This window comes from Enterobacter sp. R-1.6.2, assembly GCF_035064085.1.
Taxonomy (GTDB): Bacteria; Pseudomonadota; Gammaproteobacteria; order Enterobacterales; family Enterobacteriaceae; genus Enterobacter; species Enterobacter asburiae_B.
In genome coordinates this window covers 144,131-159,668 of the sequence record NZ_JASEYI010000002.1, presented here as the reverse complement: position 1 = coordinate 159,668, position 15,538 = coordinate 144,131, and the positions used below count along the sequence as shown (strand labels likewise).

Below are 15,538 nucleotides of genomic sequence, written 5' to 3'. Positions count from 1 at the left end.
CTAAAATGGCACTATGATTAATGTCCAGTTTTCAAATAGTGGACTGCATATGTCATCACGTCGCTTCGGAAGCCAGTCTCTGGTACGCCTTTTAGGACACTGGCAGCAAGCCTCATCCCGCACCCCGCTCTGGCGACAGCTGGCCGACGCGCTGCGTCTGTTAATTCTTGATGGACGTCTGGCTTTGAATACGCGTCTACCGGGCGAGCGTGAGCTGGCCTCCGCGCTGGACGTGAGCCGAACCACCGTCAGCAGCGCCCTCGCCCACCTGCGTGAAGAAGGGTACCTTGAAAGCCGCCACGGCAGCGGGTCGCGGGTCATTCTCCCGGACACGCGCGCCGTTCCCACCCTTTCCGCGGCGAGCGCCGCACTGGATCTCTCCACTGCCGCCCTGAATGCCGGGCCGGAGATCCATCAGGCTTATGCCCATGCGCTCACGGCCATTACCCCGCATCTCTCGCTGACGGGCTACGATCAGCTGGGGCTACCGACGCTGCGGGAGGCCATCGCTGCGCGCTATACCGCGCGGGGCCTTCCCACCCGCGCAGACGAAGTGATGGTGGTTAATGGCGCCGTCAGCGGCTTTGCGCTGGTGCTGCGGATGATGACAGGGCCGGGGGACCGCGTCGTGGTCGATCATCCCACCTACCCGCTGGCGATTGCCGCCATTCAGGGGGCGCAGTGTCGGCCAGTCGGGGTGTCGCTGCCGGAAACCGGCTGGGATACGGATGGCTTTGCCGCAACGCTTGCCCAGACGGCGCCGCGCCTGGCCTATCTGATGCCAGATTTTCATAATCCGACCGGGCGCTGTATGGATATCGCCACCCGTCAGGCCATCACGGATATTGCAGCCCAAACCCGCACGGCGCTGGTGGTGGATGAAACGATGGTGGATCTCTGGTTTGATGCGCCTCCCCCGCCACCGCTGGCCGCCTTTAACCCGCAGGCCACCGTCATCACCTTAGGCTCTGCCGGAAAAAGCTTCTGGGGCGGGCTGCGTCTCGGCTGGATCCGTGCCTCATCGCGCATCATCGCCACCCTTGCCCAGACGCGGGATACGCTGGATTTAGGCTCGCCGCTGCTCGAACAGCTGGCAATGCAGTGGCTCATTAACAACAGCGAGACGTTTCTGCCCGCACGCCGGAAGATGCTGGCGGAACGGCGCGATCGATGTGGTGACCTACTGCGCGAACATTTCCCTGAGTGGAAATTCCACGAGGCGGAAGGCGGGCTCTCTTACTGGATAGAGCTCCCGGGCATGCTGGCGACACAGCTTGCCGCACGGGCAGAAATAATCGGGATTAACCTGGGAACCGGGACGCGATTTGGTTTATCGGGGGCGTTTGACCGCTATTTACGTATGCCCTTCTCGCTGGAATCGACAGAGCTTGAGCAGGCGTTGCTTAGGATCAAACCGTTATGGCTCGCCCTGAATAAAAACGTGCCATCGTTAAAACGCAGCGTGATCTGATATTTAAATATTTGAAGCAGATCATAAAATAAAAACTGCTGACTGTAATATATGCAGTCAGCAGTTTTCACTGGTCAGGGTTTAATGCTGAGGAGGAATAGGAAAGCCTTTTAGTGAAATAACGAAGTTATCACCGTCTTTCTTTATTTTTGCACCGGTATCACACCAGTCAGACGCAATACGAAAGAACTCATCGCTTCCAACATTCCAGCCAAGACGTACATGCTTCACGTAGCCTGAACGCAACAGATCGCAGGCCTCGTTGTAGTCACTGGCGGTTGACAGTTGTTGTTTCATTTTCTCTTCTTCAGAAGTTTACGTAGAGCCTTGATTTCTTTAGGAGTAAAAGGAGAAACACTCTCTTCTTCCGTATGCTGATTATCAATATCCTCTTCCGATACTCCCGCCTCTTCTACTGCTTCGAACGCCAGCAGCAGCAGTTTCTCTGTCGTCACGCTTAAATTCTCGTTATTGACTTCCGCATAGTGGCGAAGTCTTTCTTTTAGCGCGTCATCAATCTTAACGTTTAATACCGCTGTAGCCATGTTTGTCACTTCCCTTCGGAATAAGTACTTTATTTAATACACGAACTTAACAATGTTATCCAGATATATATTTTTTTGAGTTATGGAAGAAAATAACCGTCCGATTATAAAATGACAGTCTATCATTACAGGTTTATGACAATAATATTTCAGTGCAATGAAATATATATTACACGATACAGGCGTAGTTTTATTGTGGAGTAATGCTTTGAGGGAGAGGTGAAGCTGAAGAATCTTAGGAGGTCACAAATGGGTGGGGGCCCTGCCAGCTACATCCCGGCACACACGTCGTCTGCCCTGGCTGCTTCCTTCCGGACCTGACCTGGTGAACAGAGTAGCGTTGCGGGAGAACCAACAGAGCCCCCATTGAGAGCGTTGATAACCAACGCGCTGGCGCATTATCCCTGTGCTAAAGCCCAATTGCAAGCGACCAGCAACCGGATGCTGGTTTCTTGCGCAAACAGGCGCAGCAATCATGAAGATCTTCGTTTACCATAGCTTTCCAGAAACTCCCCACAGGTAAAGGTATGGACGAACACGACTCCTTTCCACAGCGCGTATGGCAAATCGTGGCCTCAATCCCGGAAGGCTACGTCACCACCTATGGTGATGTCGCGCGTCTGGCCGGTTCCCCGCGCGCGGCGCGACAGGTTGGAGGCGTCCTGAAACGGCTGCCGGAAGGCAGTACGCTGCCCTGGCATCGGGTGGTGAACCGTCATGGCGCCATTTCACTCACCGGGCCGGATCTTCAGCGTCAGCGTCAGGCGTTACTTTCAGAGGGTGTGCAGGTGTCAGGGTCGGGTCAGATCGATTTGCAGAAGTTTCGCTGGGTATATTGACCCCTCTCCCGGAGGAGAGGGGAAATGCAGAAATTACATCTGAGTCGGTGGAGTTGGCAGAGACGGCTGATTGGTCTGCGGTGCGACCGGCACTTCGGTCTGCTGCACCGGCACCAGGTTCAGATCGATTTTTGTCCCACCGTTGTTGATCGCTTCCTGGACCGTATCGGTGATAAAGACCAGCTTGCCGTTGATGGTTACCGCTGCGCTCAGCAGGATACGGGCGTTAGGCTGCACGTCCGACGGGTTATACGGCAATACGAAGCTAAACGGCGCCTGCTTGCCTTCAGTACGAACGGCACGCTGGGCAACGACTTTCGACGGCGCGTCGGCCAGAGAAGCATCAGACAGCGTTACGGTTAATACCGCATCCGGCGGCAACGCCACTTTCTGTTTAATCCAGATGGTACCGGAAACATTAGGCTGCTGAATGGATTGCTGTGAAAGGGTATTAATCCCGTTCGGGTCGGCTGCTGGTACTGGCACTTGGGCGCTTTTACCGGCACAGGCGGACAACGCCACCGCAATAGCTACACCACTTAGCATGGGCACGAGTTTCATTGAAGTCTCCTTATCAATGCACCAGCGGGATCGATCCCATCCGATGTCGTTTCAATCACATAACGTATTCAAGTGTGGCACAGATCACCGATTTATGCCTGAAAACGTGCCGATATTCAGATTATTCTACCCATCGGACCACTTTCATTTCTGCGTTATACTCTGCCTATCTTTCGCTACGGCGTTTATTGAGGACAACTATGAGTCAGGCACTGAACAATCTGCTGACATTACTGAATCTGGAAAAAATTGAGGAAGGATTCTTTCGCGGACAGAGCGAAGATCTCGGCTTACGCCAGGTCTTCGGGGGGCAAGTCGTTGGACAAGCTCTGTACGCAGCAAAGGAGACTGTCCCGGCAGACCGTCTGGTGCATTCGTTCCACAGCTACTTCTTACGCCCTGGCGATAGCGCAAAACCGATTGTGTATGATGTTGAAGTCCTGCGAGACGGCAACAGCTTCAGCGCACGCCGCGTAGCGGCCATTCAAAACGGCAAGCCGATCTTTTACATGACCGCCTCTTTCCAGGCGCCGGAACCCGGCTACGAACATCAAAAAGTGATGCCCCCGGCTCCGTCGCCCGACTCTTTAAAATCAGAGACGGATATCGCCCGCGCGCTGGCGCATCTGCTTCCGCCGCAGGTCAAAGAGAAATTTCTCTGCGATAAGCCTCTGGAGATCCGCCCGGTTGAGTTCCACAACCCGATGAAAGGCCATACCGCCGAACCGAAGCGCCAGGTCTGGATCCGTGCCAACGGGACCGTGCCGGAAGATTTCCGCGTGCATCAGTATCTGCTCGGCTATGCGTCAGATTTCAACTTCCTGCCGGTGGCGCTGCAGCCGCACGGGGTTGGTTTCCTGGAAAAAGGGATGCAGGTCGCGACGATCGATCACTCCATGTGGTTCCACCGTCCGTTCAACATGAATGAGTGGCTGCTTTACAGCGTGGAGAGTACGTCAGCGTCGAGCGCGCGCGGGTTTGTGCGCGGGGAGTTTTATACTCAGGACGGCGTGCTGGTCGCGTCTACGGTGCAGGAAGGGGTGATGCGTAATCGCGGGTGATTGTGTGCGGCCTGATGCCCTCACCCTGACCCTCTCCCACGGGGAGAGGGGATACACATTAAAAACGGCAACCAAAGGTTGCCGTTTTGCTGTTTATCAGGCGTTATACGCATTCTCGCCGTGGCTGTTGACGTCCAGACCTTCGCGCTCCTGCTCTTCCGGTACGCGCAGACCCACCGTCATATCCGCCAGCTTATAGCCAATGAAGGCCACAACGGCAGACCAGACAACGGTGATAGCAATACTTTCCAGCTGCACCAGCACCTGATGAACCATGGTCACGCCTTCTGCGTAGCCCACGCCACCGAGCGATTTCGCGGCGAAGATACCGGTCATGATACAACCCACGATACCGCACACGCCGTGGACACCAAACACATCGCATGGGTCGTCAACGCGCAGCACACGTTTCAGTGCGGTCACGCCCCACAGACCCGCCAGACCGGACACCAGGCCGACAAGCAGCGCGCCACCCACGCCGACATAACCACACGCTGGCGTAATGCCAACCAGACCGGCAATGGCACCCGAGCAGGCACCCAGCAGAGAAGGTTTGCCGCGTACCGCCCACTCGCCAAACACCCAGGAGAGGATTGCACCCGCCGTCGCCACAACGGTGTTCACGAAGGCCAGCGCGGCGATTTCGTTTGCTGCACTTGCCGAGCCGGCGTTGAAGCCAAACCAGCCAAAGTAGAGGATAGCCGTACCGGTAAACACCATCGGCAGGTTGTGCGGTTTAAACGCTTCTTTACCGAAGCCCACGCGTTTGCCAATCAGGTAGGCACCCACCAGACCCGCTACCGCGGCGTTGATGTGTACAACGGTACCGCCCGCGAAGTCCAGCGCGCCGTGCGTTGCCAGCAGACCGCCACCCCAGACCATGTGCGCAATCGGCACATAGGAGAGCGTCATCCAGACCACCACGAAGATCAGCACGGCAGAGAAACGGATACGCTCGGCGAGCGCGCCCACAATCAGCCCGACGGTAATACAGGCGAAGGAGCCCTGGAACGCAACGTGGATGTATTGATAGAAACTGCCCATCAGCGCGGTCAGCTCAATATTTTTCAGCATCACCCAGTCGAAGTTACCAAAGAACGCGTTGCCCGTGCCGAACGCCAGCGAGTAACCGTAAACCACCCACAGCACGCAGACCAGTGCGAACGTCACGGCAACCTGCGTCAGCATGGAGAGAACGTTTTTGCCACGGATCAGGCCGCCGTAGAACAGCGCAATGCCCGGAATTGACATGAACAGCACCAGCGCGGTGCTGATCATCATAAAGGCGTTATCGGCTTTGTCGACCACCGCAGGGGTAGCAGCCAGCGCCAGGCCCGGCAGCAGCGCCAGCGAACCCAGACCCGTTTTAAGTGTTGCTATCTTCATTTTCTCGATCCCTATCACTGTGTGCCAGGCGTTATTTACAATGCCGCTTCGTCAGATTCGCCGGTACGGATGCGAATGACGCGCTGCAGTTCGGCAACGAAAATTTTGCCGTCGCCAATTTTGCCGGTATAAGCCGCTTTGCTAATGACATCAATGACTTCATCAAGCTGGTCGTCAGCAATCGCGACATCAATTTTTACTTTTGGCAGAAAGTTAACGCTGTATTCCGCCCCGCGATAAAGCTCGGCATGACCCTTCTGACGACCAAAGCCTTTCACTTCGGTGACAGTCAGTCCCTGAATACCCATTGAAGACAACGCTTCACGCACGTCTTCGAGTTTGAATGGTTTGATTACAACCGTAACCAGCTTCATAGATCCCCTCCAGTCAGAATTCGGTAATGGCCGCAGCTTACGCAGAAGATATTGCAAGGGGTGTGCCAGAAATGAAAACGAGGGGGAACGGCGGCGCACAGAGCATTACGCGGCCGTAATAAACGAACAGGCGAAAAAAAACGCACCATGCCGGTGCACGGTGCGTTTCAGTTTTGCACCAACAGGAATGACTGTTAGCGCGTCGCCTCATTTTGGTGCATCAGGCGCTAAGCGACTCTTCATCACGCACGCTGGCCGCCAGCTCCTCGCCCGCCAGCTGCAGCTGGTACATCTGCCAGTAGCGCCCTTTTGCTTCCAGCAGTTCACGGTGCGTACCGCGTTCAACGGCCTGTCCGCGATGTAGCACCAGAATGGTATCGGCATCGACGATGGTGGAAAGACGGTGGGCAATCACCACCAGCGTCGTATGGTCGCGTACGGCGGCCAGCGCCTGCTGGATGGCCTGCTCGGTGCCGGAGTCAATACTGGCCGTGGCTTCGTCCAGAATCAGTATCTGCGGCGTTTCAATCAGCACCCGCGCCAGCGCCAGGAGCTGCTTTTGCCCGACGGAGAGATTGTTCCCCTGCTCGCCCAGTTTGGTATTGATCCCATCGCTAAACCCGCGCGCCAGCTCTGCCAGCTGCACTTTTTCCAGCACGTCCCAGACCTGCTCCTGCGAGTAGTCTCGCCCCAGGGTCACGTTGGCGTAGAAGGTATCGGCCAGCACGACCGGATCCTGCTGCACCATCGCGACGCCTTTACGCAACACGGTGTGGCTGAGAGACGCGAGCGGGCGCCCGTCGAGGCGGATTTCGCCGTGCGTGACCGGGTAATAGCCCATCAACAGGCTGGCAAGCGTGCTCTTACCGCTGCCGGTATGCCCTACCAGCGCCACGAAACCGCGCGACGGAACGTCAAGCGTGATGTCCTGCAGCACCAGCCGGTCTTCGCGATAGGCAAACGAGACGTTATCAAAGGCGATACTCCCGCTTTGCAGAGGCCGCTCGTCATTGCCGTAGGCCTGGCGCGGCCTGTCCATCAGCTCAAACACGCGCTCACCGGCGACCACCGCCTGCTGCAGCATCGATTGCTGGGTGGTAAGCTCGATCAACGGCTCGTTAAGGCGTCCGAGATAGCTGATAAAGGCGTACAGCACGCCCACTTCAATCGTACCGTTTGAGCTCAGCCCAAAGAGCATCAGCAGCCCGCAAAGCACCAGCGCCGAGAAAAGGCTCAGCAGCGGACGCAGCAGGAAACCATCAAGCCGCAGCGTCTGCATACGCGCCATGTAGTGCGAACGGCTGGCTTCCCCCATGCGTTCGCCAAAGCGCGCCTGCTGGCGGAACTGCTGGATGACGCTCATGCCGTTGATCACTTCATTGAAGCCATCGTTGATGTCGGCCAGATACGCGCGCACCCGACGCACGATTGGCGTGCTGTAACGCTGGTAAATGACCATGACAATCAGCACCGCCGGGAAGATGGTGATCGCCACCAGCGCCATGCGCCAGTCGAGGCTGAACATCGCCACCAGCATCGCGCCAATCAGCGCCGCGCTGCGTAACACCGTCGCGACCACGGTAACGTACAGATCGCGGATCACCTCGGTATCGTTGGTCACGCGCGAAATCACCTGCCCGACCGGCTGGATGTCAAACTCGCTGAGCGGCTGGCGAAGCGCCGCGTCCATCACATCCGTACGCAGCTGCTGAACGACGCCCACGGCTGCGCGGTTAAACAGCAGCGACTGCGCATAGTGCAGCCCTGCCGCCGCCAGCTGCAGGCCAACGTAGGCCACGCCTAAACCCGCCACCAGCCCCAGCGGAAGGTAGCTTTTGGCGACCATGTTGTCGATAAAATAGCTGATGAGCAGCGGACCGCTCACTTCAGCAATCGCCGCAATCCAGAGTAGAAGCACGGCCACGGAGAGCGGTTTACGCCACGGCGAGCCGTAGGCCAGCAGACGCTTGAGCGTCGGCCACATCGTTCCGAGCTTACGCATTGGCGGCCTCCTCATCCTGCTCCGGCGCATCGTCCAGCGCCGCCTCAAGCTGTTGATAGCGGTACATATCGCGATACCAGCCCGGCTGCTCGGCAAGCGTTTCATGCTGCCCGCGCTGGGCAATGTGCCCGTGCTGTAAGACCACAATTTCGCTGGCTTCGGTGAGCGCCGACAAGCGGTGGGCGCTGATAATCACCGTGCGTCCGTCGCCCCACTGGCGCAGGTTATGCAGAATTTGATGCTCGGTACGGCCGTCCACGGCGGAAAGCGCATCATCTAGGATCAGAATTTCAGCATTCAGCAGCAGCGCGCGGGCAATCGATATACGCTGCTTTTGCCCGCCGGACAGCATGACGCCGCGTTCCCCGACTTCCGTTTCGTACCCCTGCGGCAGACGCAAAATATCATCATGAACGCTGGCCAGACGCGCCACATGTTCAATCTCTTCCTGCGTCGCCCCGGGGCGTCCCAGGGCAATGTTGTTCGCCACGGTGTCCGAAAATAAAAACGGCGTCTGGCTGACGACCGCCAGGCGACCGCGCCACTCGTCCAGCAGCAGTCTGGTCAGGGGAATATCGTGAAAGCGGATATCGCCCTCGGTGACGTCAAAGTGGCGCTGAAGCAGAGAGAGTACGGTACTTTTGCCGGATCCCGTCGGGCCGCAGATCCCCAGCATCTGGCCCGGCTGAAGCGTAAAACTAACGTTCTCCAGCACCGGATGCTCCGTATGCGGGTAGACAAACTTGCGGACGTCGACGGTCATGACGCCGCGCCCTTCCGGTACGGCCTCGCTACCGTCGATGACCACCGGCGCTTCGGCCAGCATGGCGCGAATGCGGCTGTAGGCGGCGCTCCCGCGCTCCACGATGTTAAACATCCAGGCCAGCGCCAGCATCGGCCAGATCATGAGACCCAGATACATCGCAAAGCTGGTCAATTGCCCCAGGGTAAGCGTGCCCTGCACCACCATCCAGCTTCCGCCGCCAATGGCCAGCATATTTGCCATGCCGATTGCGATATAAATCGTCGGGTCAAAACGGGCGTCGATACGCGCGACGCGCATGTTTTTCGCCCCGGTGTCTGCCGCATCGGCGGCAAACAGCGCAGACTGACGGTCTTCCAGGCCAAACGCTTTGATCATGCGGATGCTGGTCATGCTCTCCTGGGTGCGATCGTTCAGCGACGAAAACGCCGCCTGCGCCAGCTTGAAGCGCTCGTGCAGCTGTTCGCCATAGCGATTGATCGCCAGCGCCATGATCGGCATCGGCAGCAGGGCGAGCAGGGTCAACTGCCAGCTGATCTGCGTGGACATCACGATCAGCACCGCACAGCCCATCACCAGCGAGTCCACCAGCGTCAGCACTCCTTCCCCGGCGGCAAAGACCACGCGATCGACGTCGTTCGTCGCGCGGGCGATGAGATCCCCGGTGCGATGACGAAGATAAAATTCGGGATGCTGTCGGCTCAGCTGGCGGTAAAAATCTTCACGTAGCTCAACGGCCAGCTGATAGGACGCACCAAACAGCAGCACGCGCCAGACGTAGCGCAGCAGATAAACAATGACCGCCGTCAGCACCAGCGTGCCGACCCACATCAACACCCGTGCGGTGGTGTAATGCTGTTCGGTGACCCCATCCACGACGTACCCCACCACTTTCGGCGGGATCAGCTGCAGGATGGCAATAATAATAAGCAGGGCGACTGCACCGAGGTAGCGTTGCCACTCCCGACGAAAGTACCAGCTTAATTGGGCAAATAATCGCACGCGGTTTGTTCCTGAAGGTATTTTACGAAGTTATTCAATGGGTAATGCTGTGGTGTATTTAATCTGTTCCATGGCAAAGCTTGAGGTGACGTCCGACAGACCCGGAACGCTGTTCACCAGCCGCTTGTAGAAATCATCATAGCGCTTCATGTCGGCCACCTGGACGCGCATCAGGTAATCATACTCTCCGGCCATACGCCAGAAACCGAGCACCTCGGGCATCTCAGACACCTGAGTGACGAAGCGGCAATACCACTCGCTGCTGTGATGCTGGGTTTTTATCAGCACAAATGCCGTCAGCCCAAGCCCCAGTTTTTCGGGATCTAACAACGCGACGCGCCCCAGAAGAATGCCGTCATCTTCCAGCTTCTTAAGCCGCTTCCAGCACGGGGTGGTGGTCAGATTAACGGCATCTGCCAGCGCCTGCAAAGAGAGGGTACAGTCATTTTGCAGCAATGAAAGGAGCTTGCGGTCAATTTTATCTAGCATACCCACCTCACAGAGAAAATTTTTCTCTCTTCTTTCTATTTTAAAGGCCAGATAGCAACAATTTTTTCTGTGCTTTTCGCTATCCTAGGCACAAAATGACAAACGGATAACGATGATGAATAGCACCTGGGTTAAACATGCGATCAGCGAAATCAATGCCGACTATCAGCGCTCGGCCGATACGCACCTGATTCGCATTTCCCTGCCGGGATTTGACGGCATTCAGCTCTATCTGAAAGATGAAAGCACCCATCCCACCGGCAGCCTGAAGCATCGCCTGGCGCGCTCGCTGTTTTTATACGGTTTATGTAACGGCTGGATTAAAGAAGGCACCACTATTATTGAATCTTCGTCCGGTTCAACGGCAGTGTCCGAAGCCTATTTCGCCCGTCTGCTGGGCCTGCCGTTTATCGCGGTAATGCCGTCCTGCACCGCAAAACGCAAAATCGAACAGATCGAATTTTACGGCGGACGCTGCCACTTTGTGGAAAGCGCCTGCGAAATCTACGCCGCCTCCGAAATGCTGGCCCGTGAGCTGAACGGTCACTATATGGACCAGTTCACCTTCGCCGAGCGCGCGACCGACTGGCGCGGCAATAACAACATTGCCGACAGTATTTTCCGCCAGATGACCCACGAACCGCATCCGGTTCCGTCCTGTATCGTCATGAGCGCCGGTACCGGCGGCACGTCAGCCACGATTGGACGCTACATCCGCTGTCAGGGATACGATACCCAACTGATGGTGGTTGACCCGCAGAACTCCGTGTTCCTCGACTACTGGCAAAACCGCAATGCGGAGCTGCGCAGCCCGGTGGGCAGTAAAATTGAAGGGATTGGCCGCCCGCGCGTGGAGCCCTCTTTCATCCCCGACGTCGTGGATGAGATGATGCGCGTGCCGGATGCCGCAAGCGTGGCAACGGCGCACTGGCTGGAAACGCAGCTGGGGCGCAAAGTGGGCGCATCGACGGGCACAAATATGTGGGGCGCACTGCAGCTTGCCGCCCGTATGCGCGAAGAGGGCCGCACCGGTTCCATCGTCACGCTGCTGTGCGACAGCGGCGAGCGTTATCTCGATACCTACTACAACGCGGAGTGGGTGCAGGCCAACATCGGCGATATCGCCCCGTGGAAAGCGCAGATTGCAGACCTGGTGAAATAAAAAAAGCCAGACCGAAGTCTGGCTTGCTGGAAGGGTCTCACTATTCGGGGGAATACGGGAGATTATTGTTGTCCAGCCAATGCGTCAAAAAATGGGACACTGCTTCATTGCGGCAGTGGCCAATAACCGGCAGATGGGGAAGTTCTGCTTTCAGCTGCGCCATCGCATTCCCCATGATCAGACCGCGACCTACGCTACCCAGCATTTCGCGGTCGTTCATGGCGTCACCAAACGCCATACACTCCTGCAGCGTTAAGCCCAGGTGGTCGCTGAGTACCGCCAGAGCGGAGCCTTTGTTACAACCCACCGGCAGCACTTCCAGACAATCCACCGCCGAGAAGGTCAGGTGCGCCCGGTCGCCCAGCGCCTCATTCAGCTGAATCCTTAAGCGGCACAGATCGTCATGATCGCCGCAGAAGCAGATCTTGGTTACCGCATGAGCGGGGATCCGACGCAGATCGATAAGCTGATATTTGAAACCGCTGTATACATGCGCGTGCAGCAGTTCAGGAATTTCACGTCCGGTAAACCAGCCCCGATCGTTAAAGACGTGGATACTGGCCTGCGTGTCCCAGGTGCTGTGCAGCACGATGTCCGCCACTTCCGGGTTGAGATCCTGCCGGTGCAGCACATCGCCTTCTACGGAGTGAATTCGCGTCCCGTTGCCGGTGATTAGAAAGGCGTCGAGGGAAAACGCGCCCAGCAAATGGCGCATCTCCAGCACATGGCGGCCAGTGGCAAACGTCAGGGTGACATCACGCTCGCGCAGGCGCTTCAGCGTGTTCAGGGTTTTTTCCCCTAAACGGTGATCCGGCATTAACAGCGTACCGTCCATATCAAATGCAGCGAGCCGAGCCATGATTACTCCCGAAATGTGATGCGGTTAACTTGTGCAACAGTATCGTGTGAGATATACGGAAGTAATAGTGAATAGATGAAAATTATTGTTCCGGGTTTCTTATGCGCCAGCTCAATCGACTCAACCAGTATCACCGCCTCTGGCAGCCTTCGCAGGGTGCAACGCAACAGGTCACCATCAGCGAGCTGGCCGCCCGCTGTTTTTGTAGCGAGCGGCATGTCCGAACCCTGCTGCGCCAGGCCCAGGAGGCGGGCTGGCTCAGCTGGCGAGCGCAGTCTGGCCGTGGTAAGCGCGGTGAGCTCACGTTCCATGTCGCCCCGGAGTCACTGCGCAATGCGATGATGGAAGAAGCGCTGAAAAGCGGGCAGCAGCATAACGCGCTGGAACTGGCGCAGCTTGCCCCTGAAGCGTTGCGGTCATTGCTGCACCCTTTTTTGGGCGGGCAGTGGCAAAACGACACGCCGACGCTGCGCATCCCCTACTATCGCTCGCTGGAGCCGCTTCAGCCGGGTTTTTTACCGGGCCGGGCAGAGCAGCATCTGGCGGGAGAGGTCTTCTCAGGCCTGACGCGTTTTAACGGTAATAGCAGTGAACCTACGGGCGATCTGGCGCATCACTGGGATGTCTCTGCTGACGGCCTGCGCTGGCATTTCTACATTCGCTCCACCGTGCACTGGCATAACGGCGATAAAATAGAAACGCCGCAACTCCAGCGAAGTCTGACAGCGCTGTTGACGCTTCCTGCCCTGCGCACTCTGTTTCAGAGCGTCTTATGTATCGAAACAACGCATCCACAGTGTCTGACGTTTACGCTGCATCAACCGGACTACTGGCTGCCGCACAGGCTGGCAACCTACTGTAGCCGTCTGGCGCATCCCGACCATCCTGTGGTTGGCAGTGGCCCGTTTCGGCTGGCCGCCTTTGAGCCCGACCTGGTTCGTCTGGAAAGCCATGAGCAGTATCACCTGAGCCATCCGCTGCTCAAAGCCATCGAATACTGGATCACTCCCCAGCTTTTTGATTACAGCCTGGGCACCAGCTGTCGCCACCCGGTGCAAATCGCGATCGGCGAGGCCGACGAGCTGGAAAGTCTGCGGCTGGTAAGCAGCAGCACCAGCCTGGGGTTCTGTTACCTCACGCTAAAACAGAGCGCGCACCTGAGTGAGATCCAGGCAAAGCGGCTTATCAATATCATTCATCTCTCCAGGCTTCTTCACACACTTCCGCTAAACGAAGGGCTCATCACACCCACCCAGGAACTGCTTCCCGACTGGACAATCCCCGAATGGCCTGATTTATCGGACGTCACCCTCCCTGAAGCGTTGACGCTGGTTTACCATCTCCCTGTTGAGCTTCACACCATGGCCAGCCAGTTGAAGGCATACCTGGCGCTACAGGGGTGTGAACTGACCGTCATCTTTCACGACGCCAAGACGTGGGACGGATGCCTGGAGCTTGCCGATGCAGACATCATGATGGGGGACAGGCTGATTGGCGAAGCGCCGGAATATACGCTTGAACAGTGGCTGCGCTGCGATGCCCTCTGGCCGCACGTTCTTAGCGCACCGGCTTACGCCCATCTGCAAGCCACGCTGGATGCGGTACAGACTCAGGCCGAGGCTCGGGATAGACACGCGGGACTGCAAGCCATCTTTAACCGGTTAATGGAGAGTGCGGTGCTGACGCCACTCTTTAATTATCAATACCAAATCAGTGCTCCGCCAGGCGTGAATGGTATACGCCTCAATACCCGCGGCTGGTTTGACTTTACCGAAGCCTGGCTGCCCGCGCCCAAATCGTGAAGAAGCTGGTCGCCGTCGTGGTCAGACGGTAACATAACGTTTTTACCGTAACAGTCGAGATGATTTATGAAACGTGCCGTCGTCGTGTTCAGCGGAGGACAAGACTCTACTACCTGCCTGGTCCAGGCCCTTCATCAGTACGATGAAGTTCACTGTGTCACTTTCGATTATGGTCAGCGTCATCGCGCTGAAATCGACGTTGCCCGTGAACTTGCCCTGAAACTGGGCGCACGCGCGCACAAGGTGCTGGACGTTACGCTGTTAAATGAACTGGCCGTGAGCAGCCTCACCCGCGACAGTATTCCTGTGCCAGACTATGAACCCGATGCCAGCGGCATTCCAAATACCTTCGTGCCGGGCCGTAATATCCTGTTCCTGACTCTGACGGCGATCTACGCCTACCAGGTAAAAGCCGAAGCGGTGATCACGGGCGTTTGCGAGACCGACTTCTCCGGCTACCCGGACTGTCGCGATGAGTTCGTGAAGGCGTTAAACCACGCCGTCAATCTGGGGATGGCGAAAGAGACGCGCTTTGAAACTCCGCTCATGTGGCTGGATAAAGCCGAAACCTGGGCGCTGGCGGACTACTGGGGCAAGCTGGACCTTGTTCGCAGCGAAACGCTCACCTGCTATAACGGCATCAAAGGCGACGGTTGCGGCCAGTGTGCGGCCTGTAATCTGCGCGCTAACGGGCTAAACCACTATCTTGCCGATAAATCCGGCGTGATAGCCGCGATGCAGAAAAAGACCGGTCTTAAATAGGGCTACTTGACCGTGCTGTCGCAAACAGGTGTCGACAGCACGAGTACGCCTTAACATGTCTTACACGATCATCAACTCCAGCTTTTCCCGCAGCTCCCCTTCCAGCGGCAGCGCTTTCTGCGTTTTCAGATCGATACAGACAAAGGTGATCATCGCATCTGCGACCACCTGCCCTTCTGGATCGAGCGTCACCACCTGGCTTAATACGCCACTTTTGCCATTGATCTGTTGCACCTGGCTGGTTACCGTGAGCACGTCACCCAGCACGGCCGGACGGCGGTAGTTGATGTTGATATTGACGACCACAAACGCGATGTTGTGCGCGGTCAGCCACTGAAAGCTTTCGCTGTTTTCCAGCCCGTCCCAGCGCGCTTCTTCAAGAAACTCAAGATAGCGAGCATTGTTCACATGCTGATAAACGTCGAGATGAAAACCGCGTACTTTGATTTTTGTCTGCATA

At 57.0% G+C, this 15,538-nt stretch carries 15 protein-coding genes, 1 other RNA gene and 1 pseudogene; 6 read left to right on the top strand and 11 right to left on the bottom strand.

All coding sequences use genetic code 11. The features are described from left to right. The first annotated feature begins 49 nt into the window (after positions 1-49). Positions 50-1,471 (top strand): PLP-dependent aminotransferase family protein, encoded by a 1,422-nt coding sequence (locus QMN93_RS02550; RefSeq protein WP_193138873.1) that lies wholly within the window; start codon positions 50-52, stop codon positions 1,469-1,471. An 81-nt stretch (positions 1,472-1,552) separates the two neighbouring features. Here the strand turns inward: QMN93_RS02550 and QMN93_RS02545 are convergent, their stop codons facing one another. The 3 genes from QMN93_RS02545 to ffs form a co-directional block, all read right to left on the bottom strand. Continuing rightward, positions 1,553-1,768: a hypothetical protein gene (locus QMN93_RS02545; protein ID WP_023310588.1), complete on the bottom strand. Its 216-nt coding sequence runs from the start codon at positions 1,766-1,768 to the stop codon at positions 1,553-1,555. Beyond that, complete coding sequence (locus QMN93_RS02540) at positions 1,765-2,016, bottom strand: hypothetical protein (protein WP_023310587.1); 252 nt, start codon at positions 2,014-2,016, stop codon at positions 1,765-1,767. The genes QMN93_RS02545 and QMN93_RS02540 overlap by 4 nt, the downstream gene beginning before the upstream one ends. A gap of 260 nt (positions 2,017-2,276) precedes the next feature. After that, positions 2,277-2,373: signal recognition particle sRNA small type (gene ffs / locus QMN93_RS02535), an RNA gene on the bottom strand. 84 nt (positions 2,374-2,457) lie between these two features. On the opposite strand from ffs, the pseudogene QMN93_RS02530 reads away from it, so the two are divergent. Next, positions 2,458-2,855: pseudogene (locus QMN93_RS02530) on the top strand (MGMT family protein). Positions 2,856-2,888: 33 nt separating this feature from the next. Here the strand turns inward: QMN93_RS02530 and QMN93_RS02525 are convergent. Then, the gene (locus QMN93_RS02525) at positions 2,889-3,416 is read right to left on the bottom strand and encodes a YbaY family lipoprotein (protein WP_008503301.1); all 528 of its coding nucleotides are present in this window, start codon (positions 3,414-3,416) and stop codon (positions 2,889-2,891) included. Positions 3,417-3,616: 200 nt separating this feature from the next. On the opposite strand from QMN93_RS02525, the gene tesB reads away from it, so the two are divergent. Then, positions 3,617-4,477: an acyl-CoA thioesterase II gene (gene tesB / locus QMN93_RS02520; RefSeq protein WP_193138872.1), complete on the top strand. Its 861-nt coding sequence runs from the start codon at positions 3,617-3,619 to the stop codon at positions 4,475-4,477. 96 nt (positions 4,478-4,573) lie between these two features. Here tesB and amtB read toward each other — a convergent pair whose 3' ends face one another. From amtB to QMN93_RS02495, 5 genes are all read right to left on the bottom strand, one after another. Beyond that, a complete protein-coding gene (amtB, locus tag QMN93_RS02515; protein WP_023310584.1) occupies positions 4,574-5,863 on the bottom strand; it encodes an ammonium transporter AmtB in 1,290 nt (429 codons plus the stop codon). Between the two features lie 35 nt (positions 5,864-5,898). Then, a complete protein-coding gene (gene glnK, locus QMN93_RS02510; RefSeq protein ID WP_008503304.1) occupies positions 5,899-6,237 on the bottom strand; it encodes a P-II family nitrogen regulator in 339 nt (112 codons plus the stop codon). Between the two features lie 220 nt (positions 6,238-6,457). After that, on the bottom strand, positions 6,458-8,239 hold the full coding sequence (locus QMN93_RS02505; protein ID WP_087822099.1) for a SmdB family multidrug efflux ABC transporter permease/ATP-binding protein: 1,782 nt from the start codon (positions 8,237-8,239) through the stop codon (positions 6,458-6,460). Then, positions 8,232-10,004 carry a SmdA family multidrug ABC transporter permease/ATP-binding protein gene (locus tag QMN93_RS02500; protein WP_033144778.1) on the bottom strand — a complete coding sequence of 591 codons (1,773 nt, stop codon included), beginning with the start codon at positions 10,002-10,004 and terminating at the stop codon, positions 8,232-8,234. The genes QMN93_RS02505 and QMN93_RS02500 overlap by 8 nt, the downstream gene beginning before the upstream one ends. A 30-nt stretch (positions 10,005-10,034) precedes the next feature. Then, a complete protein-coding gene (locus tag QMN93_RS02495) occupies positions 10,035-10,493 on the bottom strand; it encodes an Lrp/AsnC family transcriptional regulator (RefSeq protein ID WP_023310581.1) in 459 nt (152 codons plus the stop codon). Positions 10,494-10,605: 112 nt separating this feature from the next. Between QMN93_RS02495 and QMN93_RS02490 the strand changes: the two genes are divergently transcribed. Then, positions 10,606-11,655: a PLP-dependent cysteine synthase family protein gene (locus QMN93_RS02490; protein WP_220471316.1), complete on the top strand. Its 1,050-nt coding sequence runs from the start codon at positions 10,606-10,608 to the stop codon at positions 11,653-11,655. Between the two features lie 40 nt (positions 11,656-11,695). Here QMN93_RS02490 and cof read toward each other — a convergent pair whose 3' ends face one another. Then, a complete protein-coding gene (gene cof / locus QMN93_RS02485) occupies positions 11,696-12,514 on the bottom strand; it encodes an HMP-PP phosphatase (RefSeq protein WP_039263943.1) in 819 nt (272 codons plus the stop codon). Between the two features lie 101 nt (positions 12,515-12,615). On the opposite strand from cof, the gene QMN93_RS02480 reads away from it, so the two are divergent. After that, positions 12,616-14,316, top strand: coding sequence for an SgrR family transcriptional regulator (locus tag QMN93_RS02480; RefSeq protein ID WP_182383115.1), 1,701 nt, complete (start codon positions 12,616-12,618; stop codon positions 14,314-14,316). Between the two features lie 66 nt (positions 14,317-14,382). Beyond that, positions 14,383-15,078, top strand: a complete 696-nt coding sequence (gene queC / locus QMN93_RS02475; protein ID WP_182383114.1) for a 7-cyano-7-deazaguanine synthase QueC — start codon at positions 14,383-14,385, stop codon at positions 15,076-15,078. 60 nt (positions 15,079-15,138) lie between these two features. On the opposite strand, the gene QMN93_RS02470 is transcribed toward queC, so the two are convergent. Beyond that, positions 15,139-15,537, bottom strand: a complete 399-nt coding sequence (locus QMN93_RS02470; protein ID WP_069303738.1) for a YbgC/FadM family acyl-CoA thioesterase — start codon at positions 15,535-15,537, stop codon at positions 15,139-15,141. Position 15,538: the final 1 nt, after the last annotated feature.

Bases quoted from the DNA above. Each gene is read 5' to 3' on its own strand.
- QMN93_RS02495 (WP_023310581.1), bottom strand. From the start codon at position 10,493: ATGCTAGATAAAATTGACCGCAAGCTCCTTTCATTGCTGCAAAATGAC.
- tesB (WP_193138872.1), top strand. From the start codon at position 3,617: ATGAGTCAGGCACTGAACAATCTGCTGACATTACTGAATCTGGAAAAA.
- QMN93_RS02480 (WP_182383115.1), top strand. From the start codon at position 12,616: ATGCGCCAGCTCAATCGACTCAACCAGTATCACCGCCTCTGGCAGCCT.
- QMN93_RS02470 (WP_069303738.1), bottom strand. From the start codon at position 15,537: ATGCAGACAAAAATCAAAGTACGCGGTTTTCATCTCGACGTTTATCAG.
- QMN93_RS02505 (WP_087822099.1), bottom strand. From the start codon at position 8,239: ATGCGTAAGCTCGGAACGATGTGGCCGACGCTCAAGCGTCTGCTGGCC.
- cof (WP_039263943.1), bottom strand. From the start codon at position 12,514: ATGGCTCGGCTCGCTGCATTTGATATGGACGGTACGCTGTTAATGCCG.
- QMN93_RS02490 (WP_220471316.1), top strand. From the start codon at position 10,606: ATGATGAATAGCACCTGGGTTAAACATGCGATCAGCGAAATCAATGCC.
- QMN93_RS02525 (WP_008503301.1), bottom strand. From the start codon at position 3,416: ATGAAACTCGTGCCCATGCTAAGTGGTGTAGCTATTGCGGTGGCGTTG.
- glnK (WP_008503304.1), bottom strand. From the start codon at position 6,237: ATGAAGCTGGTTACGGTTGTAATCAAACCATTCAAACTCGAAGACGTG.
- queC (WP_182383114.1), top strand. From the start codon at position 14,383: ATGAAACGTGCCGTCGTCGTGTTCAGCGGAGGACAAGACTCTACTACC.
- QMN93_RS02545 (WP_023310588.1), bottom strand. From the start codon at position 1,768: ATGAAACAACAACTGTCAACCGCCAGTGACTACAACGAGGCCTGCGAT.
- QMN93_RS02540 (WP_023310587.1), bottom strand. From the start codon at position 2,016: ATGGCTACAGCGGTATTAAACGTTAAGATTGATGACGCGCTAAAAGAA.
- amtB (WP_023310584.1), bottom strand. From the start codon at position 5,863: ATGAAGATAGCAACACTTAAAACGGGTCTGGGTTCGCTGGCGCTGCTG.
- QMN93_RS02550 (WP_193138873.1), top strand. From the start codon at position 50: ATGTCATCACGTCGCTTCGGAAGCCAGTCTCTGGTACGCCTTTTAGGA.